The organism is Pantoea alhagi (assembly GCF_002101395.1).
GTDB lineage: Bacteria > Pseudomonadota > Gammaproteobacteria > Enterobacterales > Enterobacteriaceae > Mixta > Mixta alhagi.
Genome location: NZ_CP019706.1, coordinates 211,288 through 229,843, shown reverse-complemented (window position 1 = coordinate 229,843; position 18,556 = coordinate 211,288). Strand labels below are relative to the sequence as shown.

16 protein-coding genes, 5 tRNA genes and 1 other RNA gene are annotated in these 18,556 nt (G+C 55.2%); 13 read left to right on the top strand and 9 right to left on the bottom strand.

Annotated features, from left to right (window positions below; translation table 11 throughout):
• The first annotated feature begins 51 nt into the window (after positions 1-51).
• The 9 genes from tolB (at position 52) to B1H58_RS00990 (ending at position 3,629) form a co-directional block, all read left to right on the top strand.
• Positions 52-1,347: a Tol-Pal system beta propeller repeat protein TolB gene (gene tolB, locus B1H58_RS01030; protein ID WP_085067573.1), complete on the top strand. Its 1,296-nt coding sequence runs from the start codon at positions 52-54 to the stop codon at positions 1,345-1,347.
• A gap of 44 nt (positions 1,348-1,391) precedes the next feature.
• Positions 1,392-1,919, top strand: a complete 528-nt coding sequence (pal, locus tag B1H58_RS01025) for a peptidoglycan-associated lipoprotein Pal (protein ID WP_085067572.1) — start codon at positions 1,392-1,394, stop codon at positions 1,917-1,919.
• Positions 1,920-1,928: 9 nt separating this feature from the next.
• Positions 1,929-2,720, top strand: a complete 792-nt coding sequence (gene cpoB, locus B1H58_RS01020; protein ID WP_085067571.1) for a cell division protein CpoB — start codon at positions 1,929-1,931, stop codon at positions 2,718-2,720.
• Between the two features lie 164 nt (positions 2,721-2,884).
• Positions 2,885-2,960: transfer RNA gene (locus B1H58_RS01015), tRNA-Lys, on the top strand.
• Between the two features lie 73 nt (positions 2,961-3,033).
• Positions 3,034-3,109 (top strand) — tRNA-Lys (locus tag B1H58_RS01010).
• Positions 3,110-3,185: 76 nt separating this feature from the next.
• Positions 3,186-3,261, top strand: a tRNA-Lys gene (locus B1H58_RS01005).
• Between the two features lie 13 nt (positions 3,262-3,274).
• Positions 3,275-3,400: non-coding RNA, RtT sRNA (locus tag B1H58_RS01000), on the top strand.
• A 75-nt stretch (positions 3,401-3,475) separates the two neighbouring features.
• Positions 3,476-3,551 (top strand) — tRNA-Val (locus tag B1H58_RS00995).
• A 2-nt stretch (positions 3,552-3,553) separates the two neighbouring features.
• Positions 3,554-3,629, top strand: a tRNA-Lys gene (locus tag B1H58_RS00990).
• A gap of 72 nt (positions 3,630-3,701) precedes the next feature.
• Here B1H58_RS00990 and B1H58_RS00985 read toward each other — a convergent pair.
• A complete protein-coding gene (locus tag B1H58_RS00985) occupies positions 3,702-5,162 on the bottom strand; it encodes an AlkA N-terminal domain-containing protein (protein WP_085067570.1) in 1,461 nt (486 codons plus the stop codon).
• A 168-nt stretch (positions 5,163-5,330) separates the two neighbouring features.
• Between B1H58_RS00985 and B1H58_RS00980 the strand changes: the two genes are divergently transcribed.
• From B1H58_RS00980 to pnuC, 3 genes are all read left to right on the top strand, one after another.
• The gene (locus B1H58_RS00980; RefSeq protein WP_085067569.1) at positions 5,331-5,822 is read left to right on the top strand and encodes a methylated-DNA--[protein]-cysteine S-methyltransferase; all 492 of its coding nucleotides are present in this window, start codon (positions 5,331-5,333) and stop codon (positions 5,820-5,822) included.
• A gap of 161 nt (positions 5,823-5,983) precedes the next feature.
• A complete protein-coding gene (nadA, locus tag B1H58_RS00975) occupies positions 5,984-7,042 on the top strand; it encodes a quinolinate synthase NadA (protein ID WP_085067568.1) in 1,059 nt (352 codons plus the stop codon).
• Between the two features lie 22 nt (positions 7,043-7,064).
• Positions 7,065-7,772 (top strand): nicotinamide riboside transporter PnuC, encoded by a 708-nt coding sequence (pnuC, locus tag B1H58_RS00970; RefSeq protein WP_085067567.1) that lies wholly within the window; start codon positions 7,065-7,067, stop codon positions 7,770-7,772.
• Between the two features lie 4 nt (positions 7,773-7,776).
• On the opposite strand, the gene zitB is transcribed toward pnuC, so the two are convergent.
• The 4 genes from zitB to B1H58_RS00950 form a co-directional block, all read right to left on the bottom strand.
• Complete coding sequence (gene zitB / locus B1H58_RS00965; RefSeq protein ID WP_085067566.1) at positions 7,777-8,709, bottom strand: CDF family zinc transporter ZitB; 933 nt, start codon at positions 8,707-8,709, stop codon at positions 7,777-7,779.
• On the bottom strand, positions 8,678-11,827 hold the full coding sequence (locus B1H58_RS00960; protein WP_085067565.1) for an ATP-binding protein: 3,150 nt from the start codon (positions 11,825-11,827) through the stop codon (positions 8,678-8,680). The genes zitB and B1H58_RS00960 overlap by 32 nt, the downstream gene beginning before the upstream one ends.
• Positions 11,809-12,396, bottom strand: a complete 588-nt coding sequence (locus tag B1H58_RS00955; protein ID WP_085067564.1) for a response regulator — start codon at positions 12,394-12,396, stop codon at positions 11,809-11,811. The genes B1H58_RS00960 and B1H58_RS00955 overlap by 19 nt, the downstream gene beginning before the upstream one ends.
• A 200-nt stretch (positions 12,397-12,596) precedes the next feature.
• On the bottom strand, positions 12,597-12,953 hold the full coding sequence (locus tag B1H58_RS00950; RefSeq protein ID WP_085067563.1) for a YbgS-like family protein: 357 nt from the start codon (positions 12,951-12,953) through the stop codon (positions 12,597-12,599).
• Between the two features lie 293 nt (positions 12,954-13,246).
• Between B1H58_RS00950 and aroG the strand changes: the two genes are divergently transcribed.
• On the top strand, positions 13,247-14,299 hold the full coding sequence (gene aroG / locus B1H58_RS00945; RefSeq protein ID WP_085067562.1) for a 3-deoxy-7-phosphoheptulonate synthase AroG: 1,053 nt from the start codon (positions 13,247-13,249) through the stop codon (positions 14,297-14,299).
• Positions 14,300-14,366: 67 nt separating this feature from the next.
• Here the strand turns inward: aroG and gpmA are convergent, their stop codons facing one another.
• From gpmA to galT, 4 genes are all read right to left on the bottom strand, one after another.
• Entirely contained in the window at positions 14,367-15,119 is a 753-nt protein-coding gene (gene gpmA / locus B1H58_RS00940) for a 2,3-diphosphoglycerate-dependent phosphoglycerate mutase (RefSeq protein WP_085067561.1), read from the bottom strand.
• Between the two features lie 146 nt (positions 15,120-15,265).
• Entirely contained in the window at positions 15,266-16,297 is a 1,032-nt protein-coding gene (galM, locus tag B1H58_RS00935; RefSeq protein ID WP_085067560.1) for a galactose-1-epimerase, read from the bottom strand.
• Complete coding sequence (gene galK / locus B1H58_RS00930; protein WP_085067559.1) at positions 16,291-17,439, bottom strand: galactokinase; 1,149 nt, start codon at positions 17,437-17,439, stop codon at positions 16,291-16,293. Before galK ends, galM begins: the two co-directional genes overlap by 7 nt.
• Positions 17,436-18,488, bottom strand: a complete 1,053-nt coding sequence (galT, locus tag B1H58_RS00925) for a galactose-1-phosphate uridylyltransferase (RefSeq protein WP_085067558.1) — start codon at positions 18,486-18,488, stop codon at positions 17,436-17,438. The genes galK and galT overlap by 4 nt, the downstream gene beginning before the upstream one ends.
• Positions 18,489-18,556: the final 68 nt, after the last annotated feature.

Sequence of the window (18,556 nt, the reverse complement as noted above, 5' to 3'; positions counted from 1 at the left end):
CAGGAACAGTGCGAATTATCGAGAACATGGCGTTCAGATAAGGGAGAGAAAATGAAGCAGGCACTACGTGTAACCCTAAGCTTTTTTCTTCTTCTGTGGGCAGCAATGCTGCATGCAGAAGTACGCATCGAAATCACCCAGGGGGTGAATACGGCGCGTCCGATTGGTGTTGTCCCGTTTAAATGGGAGGGGCCGGGCGCGGCGCCGGAAGATATTGGCGGCATTATCGCTGCGGACTTACGCAACAGCGGCAAATTCAATCCGCTGGATCGCTCTCGTCTGCCACAGCAACCTGGCAGCGCGGCGGAAGTGCAGCCAGCCGCCTGGACCGCGCTGGGTATTGATGCCGTCGTGGTGGGCCAGATTCAGCCGGGTGCCGATGGCAGCTATACGGTCTCTTACCAGCTGGTGGATACCTCCGGCTCGCCGGGTACCGTGCTGGCGCAAAATCAGTACAAAGTCACCAAACAGTGGCTGCGTTATGCTGCCCATACCGCCAGCGATGAGTCTTTTGAAAAGCTGACCGGCATTAAAGGCGCATTCCGTACCCGTATTGCCTATGTGGTGCAGACCAATGGCGGCCAGTTCCCTTATGAACTACGCGTAGCGGATTACGATGGCTATAACCAGTTTGTTGTGCACCGCTCACCACAGCCGCTGATGTCGCCGGCCTGGTCACCGGACGGCAGCAAGGTGGCCTATGTTACGTTTGAAAGCGGCAAATCTGCGCTGGTGATCCAAACGCTGGCTAACGGTGCGATTCGTCAGGTTGCCTCTTTCCCGCGTCACAACGGTGCACCGGCCTTCTCGCCGGACGGTTCTAAGCTGGCGTTTGCGCTCTCTAAAACCGGCAGCCTTAACCTTTACGTAATGGATCTGGGATCGGGTCAGATTCGTCAGGTGACCGATGGTCGCTTTAACAGTACTGAACCTACCTGGTTCCCGGATAGCCAGAGCCTGGCGTACACTTCGGATCAGGCCGGACGTCCACAAATTTATAAAATTAATGTCAATGGCGGCGCACCGCAGCGTATTACCTGGGAAGGTTCACAAAACCAGGACGCTGACGTTGCTACTGACGGCAAATCTATGGTGATGATCAGCACCAACGGCGGCGCTCAACACGTCGCCAGACAAGATCTGGAAACGGGAGCCGTTCAACAATTAACGGACACGTTCCTGGATGAGACGCCAAGTCTCGCACCTAACGGCACGATGGTAATCTATAGCTCTACTCAGGGGATGGGTTCCGTGTTGCAGTTGGTTTCGACAGATGGGCGTTTCAAAGCGCGTCTTCCGGCGACTGATGGACAGGTCAAATTTCCTGCCTGGTCGCCGTATCTGTGATGCATGTGTAAATATGTATGGCAAACTAATAACAGGATTTAGAAATGCAACTGAACAAAGTGCTGAAAGGTTTAATGCTGGCTCTGCCGGTAATCGCTGTAGCTGCATGTAGCTCGCACAAAAACAACGACAACGACCAGACCAACGGTATGGGCGGCGCTGATGGTGCATACGGTAGCGGCAATGGCATGAACGGCGGCAACATGTCTTCTGACGAGCAGGCGCGTCTGCAGATGCAGCAGCTGCAGCAGAACAACATCGTTTACTTTGACCTGGACAAATATGACATCCGTTCTGACTTCGCTCAGATGCTGGATGCGCACGCGACTTTCCTGCGTAATAACCCGTCCTACAAAGTTACCGTTGAAGGTCATGCAGATGAGCGCGGTACGCCGGAATACAACATTGCACTGGGCGAGCGTCGTGCTAACGCAGTGAAGATGTACCTGCAGGGTAAAGGCGTTTCTGCCGATCAGATCTCTATCGTTTCTTACGGTAAAGAGAAGCCTGCGGTTCTTGGTCATGACGAAGCGGCTTATTCCAAAAACCGCCGTGCCGTCTTGGTATACTAAGAGAGTCACATGATTAGTAGCTTCAGACCTCACTTGTTGAGTCTGTCGTTACTGATTGGCTTAGCGGCCCCCTGGGCCGCTAATGCTCAGGCATTAATCAGTAGCGTCGGCTCCGGCTCGGTAGAAGACCGTGTCACCTCCCTTGAGCGCATTTCCAATGCACAGGCTCAGCTTCTTCAACAGCTTCAACAGCAGCTTAATGCAACGCAAAGCGATATCGATTCACTGCGTGGTCAGATTCAGGAAAACAGCTATCAACTGAATCAGGTTGTTGAGCGGCAAAAACAGATCTATCAGCAAATTGACAGCCTGAGCAGCGGCGCTGCAGCGGCGACCAGTAATGCGGCCTCTGATGCCGGCGGTGATACCGCAGCGGCAGCGGCCCCGGCAGAGACAGGTGCGACGTCAGCGGCACCAGTACAAAGCGGTGACGCTAATACTGATTACAACAGTGCCGTTGCGCTGGTACTGGAAAAGAAACAGTACGATCAGGCTATTGCAGCGTTCCAGGCCTTTGTAAAGAAATACCCTGATTCAACCTACCAGCCTAATGCAAATTACTGGCTGGGACAGTTGAATTACAACAAAGGCAAAAAGGATGATGCGGCATATTATTTCGCCACCGTGGTGAAAAAGTATCCGAAATCACCCAAAAGCTCGGAAGCGCTGTATAAGGTGGGCGTCATCATGCAGGACAAAGGTGATAACGCAAAAGCCAAAGCTGTTTATCAGCAGGTCATTAAACAGTATCCAAATACCGAAGCAGCCAAACAGGCGGAAAAACGCGCTGCCAGCCTTTAAGCGCGTAATAATGACCAGATTTCGCTGGATTTCTGGTCTTAACGCATGAAAGGTAAGCAGTTGAACCTCCTGTGGGAAAATAGTGGTTGCGCTGGAAAGGTAAATCAGTAATATATGCCGCCGTTGACGAGGCTTAAGCAATTAGGTTTCGGACGGCAAAAAGTGGGTCGTTAGCTCAGTTGGTAGAGCAGTTGACTTTTAATCAATTGGTCGCAGGTTCGAATCCTGCACGACCCACCACTTAAAGCCGTACCCGGTGTAGATCGGCAGGAAGCGAACCCTGTTTCTTCCTGAACAGCAGTAACCGCATTGCGGGTCGTTAGCTCAGTTGGTAGAGCAGTTGACTTTTAATCAATTGGTCGCAGGTTCGAATCCTGCACGACCCACCAATATTAAAGCAGTATCCGGTGTAAATCGGCAGGAAGCGAACCCCGTTTTTTTCCTGAACAGCATTAACCGCATTGCGGGTCGTTAGCTCAGTTGGTAGAGCAGTTGACTTTTAATCAATTGGTCGCAGGTTCGAATCCTGCACGACCCACCATTATTAAAGCAGCATCCGGTGTAAATCGGCAGGAAGCGAACCTGCAGCAGGTTCGGGTCGAGCGTAAGCGAGACAACGTTGCCAGCGGCAACGGCCCGAAGGGCGAGGCATAAGCCGAGTCATCCTGCACGACCCACCAATATTAAAGCAGCATCCGGTGTAAATCGGCAGGAAGCGAACCTCGTTTCTTCCTGAACAGCAGTAACCGCATTGCGGGTGATTAGCTCAGTTGGTAGAGCACCTCCCTTACAAGGAGGGGGTCGGCGGTTCGAGCCCGTCATCACCCACCATCGGGTCGTTAGCTCAGTTGGTAGAGCAGTTGACTTTTAATCAATTGGTCGCAGGTTCGAATCCTGCACGACCCACCAGTGTAGAAAGGCGCCCTAAAGGCGCCTTTTTGCTATGCAAAATCGGCAGGGTGAGAACCTCTATTCACCACGCTATTTTTTTGGCCCCAGATTTTTCCAGATATGCATCACCGCATAGCTGCGCCACGGTTGCCAGGCCACAGAGCGTGCCTCTGCCTGCTTTGCGCTGATCTTGCCAAGGTTATTGCGCACCACAATATCGCCAGCGGGAAAAGCATCTGGCCAGCGCAACGCGCGCATGGCGATATAGGCAGCCGTCCAGTCACCGATACCCGGCAGCTGCTTAAGCTTTTGCATCATTTCTTCGGGGTGGGTACAGGTATCCAGTTGCAGATCGCCCTGGGCACAGGCGGCGGCCAGCGCCAGAATGGAACGCGCCCGTGCGCTGACAATGCCCAGGCTGGCGATTTCATCAATGTTTGCCTCAGCAATGCGCTGCGGCAGGGGAGCGAGCCGGGTCAGTTCAGGAAAAGGCGTTTCAAATGCCTCACCAAAGGCGCTGACAAAGCGGCCTCCCAGCGTCGTGGCTGCTTTAACCGTAATCTGTTGGCCCAGAATAGCGCGTACCGCCATTTCAAAGCCGTCAAAAGCGCCCGGGACACGCAGGCCGGGATCGCGATCGATACTGGCGGTTAGCAAAGGATCCTGCCGTAAACGCTCGTCAATACACTGCGGATGCGCATTAAGATCGAATAAATTACGCAGACGACGCAGCAATGCAGGCAGCGCCCCGGTCAGCGCGTGCGAAAACTCTACCTGCAATGCGTTTTTCTGCGGAGCATGGGTCACACAAATCCAGCCGCGATAGCGCCCCAGCTGCACTGTTCTGAGGTAGCGAGCCTCATCAACCCACTCCACATTCTTTAACGCACGCAGACGAAGAAAGTCGAGCATGGTCTGCCAGTTATAAGGGGGCCGATAACCCAACAGCAGAGTGGATGAACCTAAATGACCGAAATTTTTTTCTCCGCCAGCGGCTTCTTTACGCAGACGGCTGGGCGGCATACGATAACGTGCATTAAAAACATCGTTGAAACGGCGTAGACTACTGAAGCCGCTGGCGAAAGCGACTTCGGTGATGGGCAGGCGCGTTTCGGTCAGCAGCTGCTTAGCCAGCAACAGGCGGCGTGTCTGTTTCAGCTCAAGCGGGGAAACCCCCAGCTCCTGCTGCACAATGCGTCGTAGCTGGCGCAGGCTAAGATGGAACCAGGCGGCAACCTCTTCCAGGCTGCTTACTTCATCAATCATGCCTTCATCAATACGCTGCAACAGCAGATCGGTTATCCGATGGGCGCTGTCAACTGGCGCATTGCCCGGTGCCAGCTCAGGACGGCAGCGCAGACAGGGGCGAAAATCAGCCTTTTCCGCCGCTTCGGCACTGGCAAAAAAAAGGCAGTTCTCCCTTCGCGGCGCTTTCACCGGACAAACGGGGCGACAATAGATGCCGGTCGACGTTACGCCAACATAAAACAGGCCGTCAAAGCGTGTGTCTTTAGAGGTCAGGGCTTGATAAGCGGTATCGCCGTTAATCATTGTCTTGCTCCGCCAGGGGTCATGAACCTTATTTTATGCTCTGGTTCAGTATAAAACTCGCTGTTTTCGGACAGGCATATTTTTTGTTCTGCTGACCGGAAACAGCGAGTAAGCGCCAGAGAAGGCGCGATAATAAGCAAACAGTGCGAGTGAACGGAGAGAAATACCATGAGCTACTACAGCAAAAAAATGGCGTCGCCGGTTGGTGAGTTAACGCTGTTTGCCAGCGAACGCGGACTGGCAGCGGTGCTGTGGCCCAATGAACTGAGACGCATCCGGCTGGTTCCGGTAACGGAAGATCCCCGGCATCCTCTGCTGCTGGAAGCAGAACGCCAGCTTAACGCCTATTTTAACGGCGAGCTGCGGCAGTTTACCGTGCCGCTCGATTTTAACGGCACCGAATTTCAGAAAAAGGTCTGGCAGGCGCTGGTGGCGATTCCCTATGGAGAAACGCGCAGTTACGCTGACATTGCCCGGGCGATAGGCCATCCTGGAGCGGTAAGAGCGGTCGGTGCCGCCAACGGCAGAAACCCCGTCTCTATTATTGCTCCCTGCCATCGGGTCATTGGCTCTAACGGCAAATTAACCGGCTTTGCCGGTGGTCTGGAGGCCAAGGCTTTCCTGTTGGCGATTGAAAAGCCTGACCTGCTGAGCCAGTAACGAACGCGGCGCGACTGTTTCACCAGGCGCCGCGTAAAACGCGCGACAGCGGCCTCGTTTTCCATTATCTTGTTTAGCATAAAAAACAGATGTAGGTTTTTATGCCGTTCTTTAGCGGTGTGAATGCTAAATAAGTTAAGTTGATAAAACGAGAGCGCTGAATGAGCCTGTTGCCCGATTTCAATGACTTCTATCCTTTTCCGCCCAAACCGGGCCGCCTGACCGCTGATGAAAAACAGCACTATCGCGAGAAGATTAAACGCCTGCTGCGTGAGCGTAATGCGGTAATGGTGGCGCACTACTATACCGATCCAGAAATTCAGGCGCTGGCGGAAGAAACCGGCGGCTGCGTTGCCGATTCGCTGGAAATGGCGCGTTTCGGCAGCGCCCATTCCGCTTCAACATTATTGGTTGCTGGCGTGCGCTTTATGGGCGAAACGGCAAAAATCCTCAGCCCGGAAAAAACGATTCTGATGCCTACTCTGCAGGCGGAATGTTCGCTGGATCTCGGCTGCCCGATTGACGCGTTCAATGCCTTTTGCGACCAGCATCCTGACCGCACCGTAGTGGTTTATGCTAATACCTCGGCGGCAGTAAAAGCGCGGGCTGACTGGGTGGTCACTTCCAGCATTGCCGTTGAGCTGATAGAACATCTTGACAGTCTCGGCGAGAAAATTCTGTGGGCGCCGGACCGACATCTTGGACGTTACGTGCAGCAGCAAACCGGGGCCGATGTACTGTGCTGGCAGGGTGCCTGCATTGTTCATGATGAATTTAAAACCCAGGCGCTGCAGCAGATGAAAGCGCTGTATCCGCAGGCGGCGGTGCTGGTTCATCCGGAATCGCCGCAGGCGATAGTGGATCTGGCCGATGCGGTAGGCTCTACCAGTCAGCTGATTCAGGCGGCGAAAACATTGCCGCATCCGCAGATGATCGTGGCTACCGATCGCGGCATTTTCTATAAGATGCAGCAGGCGGTGCCGGAAAAGGTTCTGCTGGAAGCGCCTACCGCAGGCGAAGGCGCAACCTGTCGCAGCTGCGCGCACTGTCCCTGGATGGCGATGAATGGTCTGCAGGCGATTGCAGAAGGGCTGGAGCAGGGCGGTAAGGCGCATGAGATCCATGTGGACGAGGCACTGCGTGAGCGGGCGCTGCTGCCGCTTAACCGTATGCTATCTTTTGCAGCGGAACTTAAACTTAACGTAAAGGGTAATGCCTGACGGCTTACTTCAGGGTGCCAGGATGGACTTTTTAAGCACGCAAAACATTCTGATTCACATTCCGCTGGGCAAAGGCGGTTACGACTTATCATGGATTGAGGCGATTGGCACCCTGGCGGGGCTGCTTTGTATTTGGCTGGCCAGCCGGGAAAAAATCATTAATTATCTGTTTGGGCTGATTAATGTCACGCTGTTCGCCATTATCTTTTTCCAGATCCAGCTCTATGCCAGCCTGCTGCTGCAGCTGTTTTTCTTTGCCGCCAATCTTTATGGCTGGTACGCCTGGAGCCGACAGGAGGGAAACCAGGCGGCGTTGCAGATTCGCTGGCTACCACGCAACAAAGCGCTTGGCTGGGGCGTGGGCAGTCTGTTAGCGATAGCCTTAATGACGTTATGGATCGACCCGGTGTTCGCTTTTCTGACCGAGGTGGCCGTGATGCTGATGCAGGCGCTGGGGCTACAGGTCACCATGCCGGAACTGCAGCCTGATGCTTTCCCGTTCTGGGATTCCACCATGATGGTGTTATCGATCGTGGCGATGATTCTGATGACGCGTAAATATGTCGAGAACTGGCTGCTGTGGGTTGTGATTGATGTGATCAGCGTGTGGATTTTTGCCCGTCAGGGCGTCTATGCCATGTCGCTGGAATATCTGATTTTGACGCTGATTGCGTTAAATGGCAGCTGGCTGTGGATCAAAAGCGCGCGTCAGCATCAACGCGCGCCTTAAAGGGTTAGTGATGGTGATGATGGGCGTGCGACGGCGCGCCCAGCGTCAGGCCGCAGTCTCCCCCTTCGCAGGCCTGGTATTCCATCTGAACCGTAGCGTGATCGATCTGATAACGCTGATGCAAATAGTGATGAATACGCTGCAACAGCGCGTCATGATCGTAAGGGGGGATCACATGAACGTGTAGCGTGACGATAGGCTTTTCGCCAACCTGCCAAAGATGAACATGGTGCACGTTACGCACTTCCGGAATATTCAGCGTTAAATCACGCTTTAGCTTCTCTGCGTCAATTGCCGCAGGCGCGCCTTCCAGCAATTCATGCAGGCTCTCTTTAAGCAATGCCCAGGCGCTGCGCAGCACCAGCGCAGAGACCACCAGCGACAAGATGGGATCGACAGGCGTCCAGCCGGTAAACATAATAATTAACGCCGCAACAATCGCTCCCAGAGAGCCGAGCAGGTCGCCCAGCACGTGCAGCGCCGCCGCCCGCACGTTCAGATTGCTTTCGCTGCTGCCACGATGCAGCAGCCAGAAAGAGAGCAGATTGGCCAACAGGCCACCAGTGGCAATAGCCAGCATCATCCCGCTTGCTACCGGTTGCGGCTGATAAAAGCGCTGCACCGCTTCCCAGACAATCAGTACGGTAATCACAAAGAGCGCGATGGCGTTAACAAAGGCTGCCAGCGTGGTCAGGCGCAGCCAGCCAAAGGTATGGCTGGCGTTCGGCTTACGCTGCGCAAAATGTACCGCCAGCAGAGCCATCAGCAGCGCGGCGGTATCCGTCAGCATATGACCGGCATCGGCCAGCAGCGCCAGCGAGCCGGAGAGCAGCCCGCCTGCCACTTCTGCCAGCATAAACAGGGCGGTAACAATAAAAGCCGCGAGCAGGCGGGAGCGGTTGCCGTCATGTTCCGGGTGTGAATGATGATGCGTCATAGGTTTCCAGTCTGGCTAATAAATCTCTGATTAATAATAACAGTAAACGGCTGGTTTCCCCGCACGCCTGCCGCGCCTGCGCCTGCGCGCCCAGCTGCTGGCAAAGCTGCTTGCCTTCATCAATGCCTAACAGCAACCAGCTGCCCTTCATGCGATGAGCATGTTTTTCCAGCTGCGCCCAGTCCTGCCGATCGAGCGCCTGCTGAATAGCCTCACTGTCTTCCTGAAGCGTCTGGCGCAGCGTGGTGATGACCCGTGGTAAGAATGCCGCATCCCGGTTGGCCAACTGCCAGAGTTGCTGCTCCAGCTCGTCCTGTATCCGGGTAGCCGGCTGGCTGGTTAACAAGGTTCGCAGCGCAGTGAGGCTGACCGGCTTCAGTATCACTTCGTCCGCGTCGCGCCAGGCTTCCGGGTGCTGTGGCAGTTGAACGTCGGCGCTACAGTAGATAAGCCGCGTGCGTTTTTCCGCACCGCGTTCGCGTCGCCGTAAAATGCGCGCCACCGTTGGGCCATCGGGATGCGGCATATTGTAATCGATCAAAATAATATCGAAGCGGGTACTTTGTGCGGCCCGCAGCAGCGCGCGCCCCTCAGCGAATACCTGAACATGCGCGCCCAGCCAGCTGAGCTGCTGCTGCATAACCAGCAAGTTGGTAGGATGATCGTCAACTACCGCAATCGTTAGATGCTGAAGCTCTGAGGGATTATTGGCGGAAAATGTCGTAATCAATGGCGCTTCGGAAGTGAAGGTCAGCGGTAGCATCACGGTGACCCGGGTACCCTGGCCGGGCTGCGAGTGCAGAATGATATCGCCGCCCATTCGGCGCGCTATTTCACGACAAATCGAGAGTCCCAGTCCGCTTCCCTGGACAGAGCGCGCACGCCCTGAAGGTGTCTGATACCAGGGTTCAAACAGGCGCGCCTGCTCATGTACAGGGATACCGCTGCCGCTATCGGTAACGCATAGCGTAAGCTGATTATCCGTGGCGCTCAGCGTCAGGGTAATCGTGCCCTGAGCGGTAAATTTCAGCGCATTGCTGATAAGGTTTGTGGCGATCTGCTGCAGGCGGCCGCCATCCAGCAGCACGCGCCGGGGCAGGGCGCTCAGCGCCTTCACGTTGAAGGCGGGACCGTTGGTACGCATCAGCGGCGACCAGAAGCGGGAGAGATCCTCCAGCCACTGCTGGAGATCCAGCGGGACCGGCTGCAAACTAAAGGTGTTATTTTCGATCCGCGCATGATCCTGGAGATCGTTTAACAACGACATCAGCGAGGTGGCGCTGCTGTGGATTAATCTCAGGCGGCTTGTCTGCGGCTGATGGGCCAGTTCCAGCTCCAGCAGGCCGAGAATCGCCTGCATTGGCGTACGCAGTTCATGGCTGACGCTGGCGATAAACTGACTTTTCATGCGGTTGGCTTGCTCTGCCGCCTCGCGCTCCTGCTCAAGCCGTAAACGCTGCCGCGCCTCCTGGCGCTGTTGCCGCCAGCGGCGTATCAGCAACGTCAGCAGTAACAGAATAGCGGCCAGAGCGAGAACCAACAGCGTCAGAATAACGGGGCGCATGGCACCGCTATCTGCACCGCCGGGCTGATTTTCATTGCTCCATGCGGCTCTCATACGCTGCTGAGTATCGGGCGGGATCTGCTGCAGTCCTTTATCGAGGATGGCACGCAGCAGCGGCTGCTGACTGTTGACGCCCATCGCGATCGGCCAGGCAATATCGCTGGCGGCGAAGGCGAAGCGCACGGCCTCGCCATAGCGGCTTTGTATCAGCCAGCGTGCCGAGAGCACATTATCTACCACCGCATCCAGCTGTCCGTTGGCCAGCGCATTATACAACGTAGGGGCATCGTCAAAAGGTTGCACGGTAACGCCTTCAGGGAGCAGCTGCAGTGATAAATCGCCACGCCGGATACCCACGCGTTTGCCCTGTAAATCCTGCCAGCGGGTAACGGTGGGCGACAGCGTGCCGACATAAACGCCCCATAGCGCACGCCAGACCGGAAGCGTGCTGCTTTCCATATCATCGCTGCCGGTCAGTGGCTGTACCAGTTCAATCAGCGCCTGGCCTGTGCTGACCCGTTCCCGCGCCTGCTGCGGATTATTAACCCACAGCGGAGTAAAGCGCAGACCGGTACTTTGTCCGATAGCGTTCAGCAGGTCGACGCTATAGCCGCGCGCTTCGCCGCTGGCGCTGCGGTAGCTCCAGGGGTAATTATCCGTTAGCGCACTGTAGACCACCTGCGGATGCTGCTTCAGCCAGGCTTTTTCCATTGCGGTAAGATGCAACGTATTGGTATCAGAGTAGCGCGGCAGCTGCATGCTCCAGCGCCCCTGGATACCATTAATCACTTCGACCGGCAGTTGCCGAATCGCCTGATTCAGCGCGTCGCGCAGCGCGACCTGCGGCGTAACGGCGTACAGGCTCAGCTCCCCTGGCTCAAGCGTGGAGGCGATCTGATAAATTTCTCCCTGCTGTAGCTGGCTGAGCAGAAAGCCCGCGCTGGTTTCATCCGCCACAACATAATCGTTTTGCCGGTTGAACAGGGTATAGAGCGCCTGCAAATCATTGCTGTAAGTTTCCCAGCGGTGACGATGCGCAAAGTCAGGATCAATCTGCTGCAGCGTGCTGGCGCTAACCGCAATGCGCGCCTCCTGGGAATTAAACATGACCGGGCGATGATTCTGACGGCTGCGGTAAATGCGTAGCGGGGTACTAAACCAGGGGCGGGTGGCGTAAAGATCCTCGGCAATCGCCTGACGCGGGATGCCAAAGGCGAGATCTTCCTTGCCCTGACGCAGCGCATCCAGCAGCGCAGCGTTAGTCGGATAGCTGTTAATGGCAAAGCGCGCGCCGGTCAGATTACCCAGCGCCACCAGGTAATCGGCGTTAATGCCATATAAATCCTTACCAACAAACATATTCCACGGCGCGCTGCTGGCCTGCAGCACGCCCACGCGCAACGTTTTTCCCTGCCAGGGCACTGTTTCGCCGCCCGGCATCATCAGCTCCTGCGGCAGCGGCATACTGCTTACCGGTCGCCAGGCAGCGGTGGCCGGGAGACTCAGCAGCAGCGCCAGCAGGATCAGCAGGCGAGCTATTGCTGAGCTTTCCATAAGGCGGCGAGATCCAGTACGGAATGGGCTCCGGTTTTCTCCAGAATATTCTTTTTATGCGTGCTGACCGTTTTATTGCTGATATGCAGCTGTTGGGCGATCTGCAAATTAGACAAGCCCTGTGCCAGTAAGGAAAGCACCTGCTGTTCTTTGCCGGTCAGCGGCAAAGCGCCCGCGGCGGAAATATCGGCGGCGAAAACCATCTTACCGCCCAGCACCGCAAGAATAGCGCTCAGCAATTGCGGCATACTCTGACTTTTTACAATATAGCCAGCGGCACCGGCAGCCTGCGCCATTTGCATATACAGGCGCTCGGTTTGAGCAGAGTAGATCAGCACCGGCAGGTCAGGAAAACGGCGTTTAAGCAGCTTGAGCATCTCCAGCCCATTGCTGTCAGGCAGGCTGATATCCAGGATCACCAACTGAGGCATTTGCTGCTGCAAAGCCTGAAAAGCGGCGGCTTCGCTATCCACTGCCATCAGGCTCAGGGGAATAGGCGCGCTTGCCAGTGCAGCTTCCAGCGCAACCTGCACCAGCGGATGGTCGTCAATAAGTAACAGATGCGCCATAGGAATATTTCATTGATCGTTATTTGATTTATTACAGCATCTTAGAATAGCGAAAAAAGTGGTGGAAGCAATGTCTGGCAGAAGAGAAGGTGGTAAAGCAGCAGCAAAGAGAAAGGACAAGGTAAGAAAGAAATGTATTATGGGTCAAAATAAAAGAGAGCCGCAGCTCTCTTTTATTTAATCAGCCTGACGGCGTAATGTTATTGCGTAGTGCCGTCGGTTTTACGATCAACATCGCCACCGCCCTGCTGCGTCTGAACTTTTTCATTGACGTTAGGGCATTTACCGTCTTTACACTGCGCGTTTTGATCCATTTCATCGGCGCTCATACCGTTGCTGCCCGCGGTTGGCGTGCTGCTGGTATTAGTATTAATACCGGAATTATTAATCTGGCTGTTATCAACATTATTCGGCGGCAAATTTTCTTTTGCGCCTGGCGCTACTGCGCCGGCATCCGCTGCCTGGTTCGCTGTACCGTTGTTACCGTCTGCGGCCAGTGCGGCACCGCTACCCAAAGTCATGGCTGCTGTCAGAATGGCAATGGCAAACTTATTCATAATTATGCTCCCGTTAATTATTGATAGTTGCTGACGAAACCTGATAAAACGTTTAAGTCATTTTCTCGTGCAGGCAAAACAATATATCGCCACAGCAACATGTGGCGAAAACTTGTGATGAAAATAATAAATTTTTAAGAACTAACGGTTAAAAGTGTAGTAAGGAACCAAAGAAACGCAAATCCCAAATGCCCTTTGTCGAGGGAAAGGCGATTTACAGCGCGGCAGTGACGGGATAGATTGAGCAAGGTGTGCCAGCTGCATGCCAGGCAAAATATAAAAATGGATAGCTTATGAATTACCAGAATGATGATTTAAGAATCAAAGAGATAAAAGAACTGTTACCTCCGGTTGCGCTACTGGAAAAATTTCCTTCGACGGAGAAAGCTGCGACGACCGTTGCCGCTTCACGGCAGGCGATCCACAAAATTCTGAAAAATGAAGATGACCGTCTGCTGGTGGTGATCGGTCCCTGTTCTATTCATGATGTTGAAGCAGCCAAAGAATATGCTGACCGTCTGTTAACGCTGCGTGAAGCGCTAAGCGGCGAGCTGGAAATCGTGATGCGCGTCTATTTTGAAAAGCCGCGTACCACGGTGGGCTGGAAAGGGCTGATCAACGACCCGCTGATGGACGGCAGCTTCCAGATCAATGATGGTTTGCGCATTGCCCGCAAACTGTTGCTGGACATCAATGACGCCGGTCTGCCGACGGCGGGCGAATTCCTGGATATGATCACGCCGCAGTATCTGGCCGACCTGATGAGCTGGGGCGCTATTGGCGCACGTACCACCGAATCGCAGGTGCATCGTGAGCTGGCTTCCGGCCTCTCTTGCCCCGTGGGCTTTAAGAACGGCACCGACGGCACCATTAAAGTCGCTATTGATGCGATTAATGCCGCCGGATCGCCGCACTGCTTCCTGTCGGTAACCAAGTATGGTCATTCTGCGATTGTTGAAACCAGCGGCAACGGTGACTGCCATATTATCCTGCGCGGCGGTAAAGAGCCGAACTACAGTGCGCATCATGTCAGCGCAGTAAAAGCGGGGCTGGAAAAAGCGGGTCTGCCGGCTCAGGTTATGATCGATTTCAGCCATGCTAACAGCAGTAAGCAGTTCCAGCGTCAGATGGTAGTGGCTGAGGATGTTGCACAGCAGATCGAAGGCGGAGAGCAGGGCATTATCGGCGTGATGATCGAAAGTCATCTGGTGGAAGGTAATCAAAGCCTGGAAAGCGGCGAGCCGCTGGTTTACGGCAAGAGCATTACCGACGCCTGCATCGGCTGGGAAGATACGGAAAAGGTACTGCATCAGCTGGCTGCTGCGGTAAAAGCGCGCCGGGGCTGAACGTAGCCTTACGCGCAGGCAGCAATAAAAAACCCGCCGTCTGGCGGGTTTTTTTGCAAATAACGAATTACTTCGCTTTGCCCTGGTTCGCTACTGCTGCGGCTTTCGCTGCGATTTCGTCAGCGTCGCCCAGATAGTAACGCTTAAGCGGCTTGAAGTTTTCGTCGAACTCATAAACCAGCGGTACGCCAGTTGGGATGTTCAGTTCGAGGATTTCTTCTTCGCTCATGTTATCCAGATATTTCACCAGCGCGCGCAGTGAGTTACCGTGAGCGGCAATGATCACTTTCTCACCGCTTTTCAGGCGCGGCAGAATAGATTCATTCCAGTAAGGGATAACGCGTTCAATGGTCAGCGCCAGGCTTTCCGTGGTAGGCAGCTGCTCAGCGGTCAGTTTCGCATAGCGCGGATCGTGGCCCGGGAAGCGTTCATCTTCGCGATCCAGTTCCGGCGGGGTAACGGCAAAGCCGCGACGCCACTGTTTTACCTGCTCGTCGCCATATTTCTCAGCGGTTTCTGCTTTGTTCAGACCCTGCAGCGCACCGTAGTGACGCTCGTTCAGACGCCAGGATTTTTCTACCGGCAGCCAGGCCTGATCCAGTTCATCCAGAATGTTCCACAGAGTGTGAATAGCGCGCTTCAGCACGGAAGTGTAAGCGAAATCGAAGGTGAAACCCTCTTTTTTCAGCAGCTGACCTGCTGCTTTTGCTTCTCCGCGGCCTTTATCAGACAGATCCACATCGTACCATCCGGTAAAGCGGTTTTCGTTGTTCCACTGGCTTTCGCCGTGGCGCACCAGAACCAGCTTAGTTACAGCCATAGCTTAACTCCTTAACGCTCGTATGATAATGAAACCATTATATTGCCGTCGCGCGCGGCACGGCAATCGATAGTGCCCTACCATAGCGGAATTCTACGCACGGCGTAAGTACTCAACCTGCGCGATGCCTGTTTTTCAGCCTGATGTTATTCCGCCGTTAACGTATAGCGGGTAACACTGTGATAGGTTTCGCCCGGTTGTAACCAACAGTCAGGCTGGGGCCATTCAGGATGGTTTGGTGAATCGGGTAAAAACTCACTCTCCAGCGCGATGCCCTGGAAAGCAGTATAGCTCTCCTGGTCACGTGCCGGCGTTCCTGCCAGATAATTGCCGCTGTAAAACTGCAGCGCCGGCGCGCTGGTATGCACCGTCAGCTTAAGTTTGCCATCTGCCGACCAGAGCTGCGCTGCAGGTTGCGCCGCATCGCGTTCATTCAGCAGGAAGGCATGGTCGTAGCCCTGTACCAGACGCTGATCCTCATCCTGCAAAAAGTCACGGCTAATGGATTTTGGCTGGCGGAAATCAAAGCCGCTGTTCTCTACCGTCTGTAGCGGCGCGCGCGGAATGCCTTCGCTGTCTACCGGCAAATAGCGGTCGGCGCTGAGCTGCAGCCTGTGTTGACGCGCATCGCCGTGATGCGCGTCCAGATTGAAATAGGCGTGATTGGTCAGATTGACCGGGCAGGAACGATCGACCTGCGCCTCCCAGTTAATCGACAGGCAGTTATTATCATCCAGCCGATATTCCACCTGGGCGATAAGATTTCCGGGATAGCCCTGGTCGCCATCAGGTGAATCGATACGGTAAATCACGCTGTTTTCGTTCTGGCGAACAATTTGCCAGCGGCGTTTATCGAAGCCTTCCGGGCCGCCGTGCAGCTGATGCGCGCCCTGATTTGCCGCTAAAAAAATGTCTGCCTTGTTCAAACGCGCACTGGCGATGCGGTTGGCGTAGCGGCCTACGGTCGCGCCAAGGTAAGCGGTCTGCTTAAGGTAGTCGGCAGGCGTTGCGCAGCCGAGCAGCGCTTCACGGACGCTGCCGTCTTTCATGGGTACGCGCGCTGAAAGCCAGGTTGCACCCCAGTCCATAAAGGTGGCGACCATGCCCTTGCCGTTGCGCAGCGCGGTAATGCGCAACGGCTGGCCGTCGGGAGCCAGCGACGTCGCTTCGTTTAGCATTGTCCTGCGCCCTCCGATGCCTTGCAGACATAAAAGGTCTCTTTAATCCCGGTTTTGGCTTCGTACTGGCTGGCAACGGCGGCTTTTACCGGCTCCACCAGGTCAACCGGCATCAGCGCTACCACGCAGCCGCCAAAGCCGCCGCCGGTCATCCGTACGCCGCCCCGATCGCCGATAACCTCTTTCACTATCTCAACCAGCTGGTCGACAGGCGGTACGGTGATCTCAAAATCATCGCGCATTGAGGCGTGTGATTCCGCCATCAGCTCACCCATGCGTTTCAGGTCGCCTTTGCTTAGCGCCTCGGCAGCTTCCAGCGTGCGGGCGTTCTCGGTTAATACGTGCCGCACGCGTTTAGCAACCTGCGGATCCAGCTCATGCTCTACTGCTCTGAACTGATTGATATCCACATCGCGCAGCGCGGGCTGGCTGAAGAAACGCGCGCCGGTTTCGCACTGCTCGCGGCGCGTGTTGTACTCACTGCCTACCAGGCTGCGACGGAAGTTCGAGTTGATAATCACCACCGCCACATCCTGCGGCATCGGCACCGCACGCGTGCCCAACGTGCGACAGTCGAGCAGCATGGCGTGATTTTTTTTACCCAGTGCGGAGATCAGCTGATCCATGATGCCGCAGTTACAGCCGACGAACTGGTTTTCCGCTTCCTGACCGTTTACCGCGATTTCGGCACCATCCAGCGGCAGATGGTAAAGCTGCTGGAATACGGTACCCACTGCTACTTCCAGCGACGCAGATGAGCTGAGTCCGGCACCCTGCGGCACGTTGCCGCTGATCACCAGGTCCGCACCGTTAAAGTTGCCGTTGCGCTTTTGTAAATGTTTCACCACGCCGCGCACGTAGTTCGCCCACATCGGCTCTTTAACGCTCATGATCGGCTCATCCAGCGAGAAGCTGTCCTGCTGATTATCATAATCCACCGCGATAACCCGAACCTGGCGATCGTCACGTCTGGCGCAGCTGATCACCGTCTGGTAATCGATAGCGCAGGGCAACACAAAGCCGTCGTTGTAATCGGTATGTTCACCGATCAGGTTTACGCGGCCCGGTGCCTGAATGGTGTGTGTCGGCTGATAGCCAAACTGCTGCTGGAAAATTTGGTCGGTGGTTGCTTTTAAGCTCATTCTGAGTCTCCCGTCTGGCGGAAATGAATATCACTGACGGAACGCAGGCGCTCCGCTGCCTGTTCTGCAGTTAAGTCGCGCTGGGTTTCTGCCAGCATTTCATACCCAACCATAAACTTACGTACCGTCGCCGAACGCAGCAGCGGCGGATAAAAATGTGCATGCAGCTGCCAGTGCGGGTTCTCTTCGCCATTGAACGGCGCGCCGTGCCAGCCCATGGAGTAGGGGAAAGAGCACTGGAACAGGTTATCGTAGCGGCTGGTAAGCTTTTTCAGCGCCAGCGCAAGGTCGCTGCGCTGCGCATCGGTCAGATCCACCAGGCGCTGAACAGCCGTTTTCGGCAGCAGCAGCGTTTCAAACGGCCAGGCCGCCCACCAGGGCACCACCGCCAGCCAGTGTTCGGTTTCCACCACCGTGCGGCTGCCGTCTTTTAGCTCGCGCGCCACATAATCCACCAGCATCGGCGAGCCGTGCTGCTGCCAGTAAGCGCGCTGATGCTGATCTTCGCGCTGCACTTCGTTCGGCAGAAAACTGTTGGCCCATACCTGCCCGTGCGGATGGGGATTTGAGCAGCCCATCGCCGCGCCTTTATTTTCAAACACCTGTACCCAGGGATAGTCGCGGCCCAGCTCGGCGGTCTGCTGCTGCCAGGTGGCGACCACCTCTTCCAGCGCCGACAGGCTTAATTCCGGCAACGTTTTGCTGTGGTCAGGAGAAAAGCAGATCACCCGGCTGGTGCCGCGCGCGCTTTCGCAGCGCATCAGCATATCGTCGCTTTGCGGCGCTTCAGGCGTATCAACCATCAGCGCGGCGAAGTCGTTGGTAAACACCCAGGTACCGGAATAATCGGGATTTTTGTCGCCGGTTACACGGATATTTCCCGGACAAAGAAAGCAGTCAGGGTCGTGTTTCGGCAGTTGCTGCACGGTCGGCGCCTCTTGCGCGCCCTGCCATGGGCGTTTCGCACGATGTGGGGAAACCAGTACCCACTGATCGGTCAGCGGGTTATAACGGCGATGAGGATGATCGACCGGATTGAATTTTTCCATGTTGTGTCCTGATAGCTGACTAAAGCGGAGATCGCAGAATAAAAAATAGCACAGTGTAAAACCTGAAA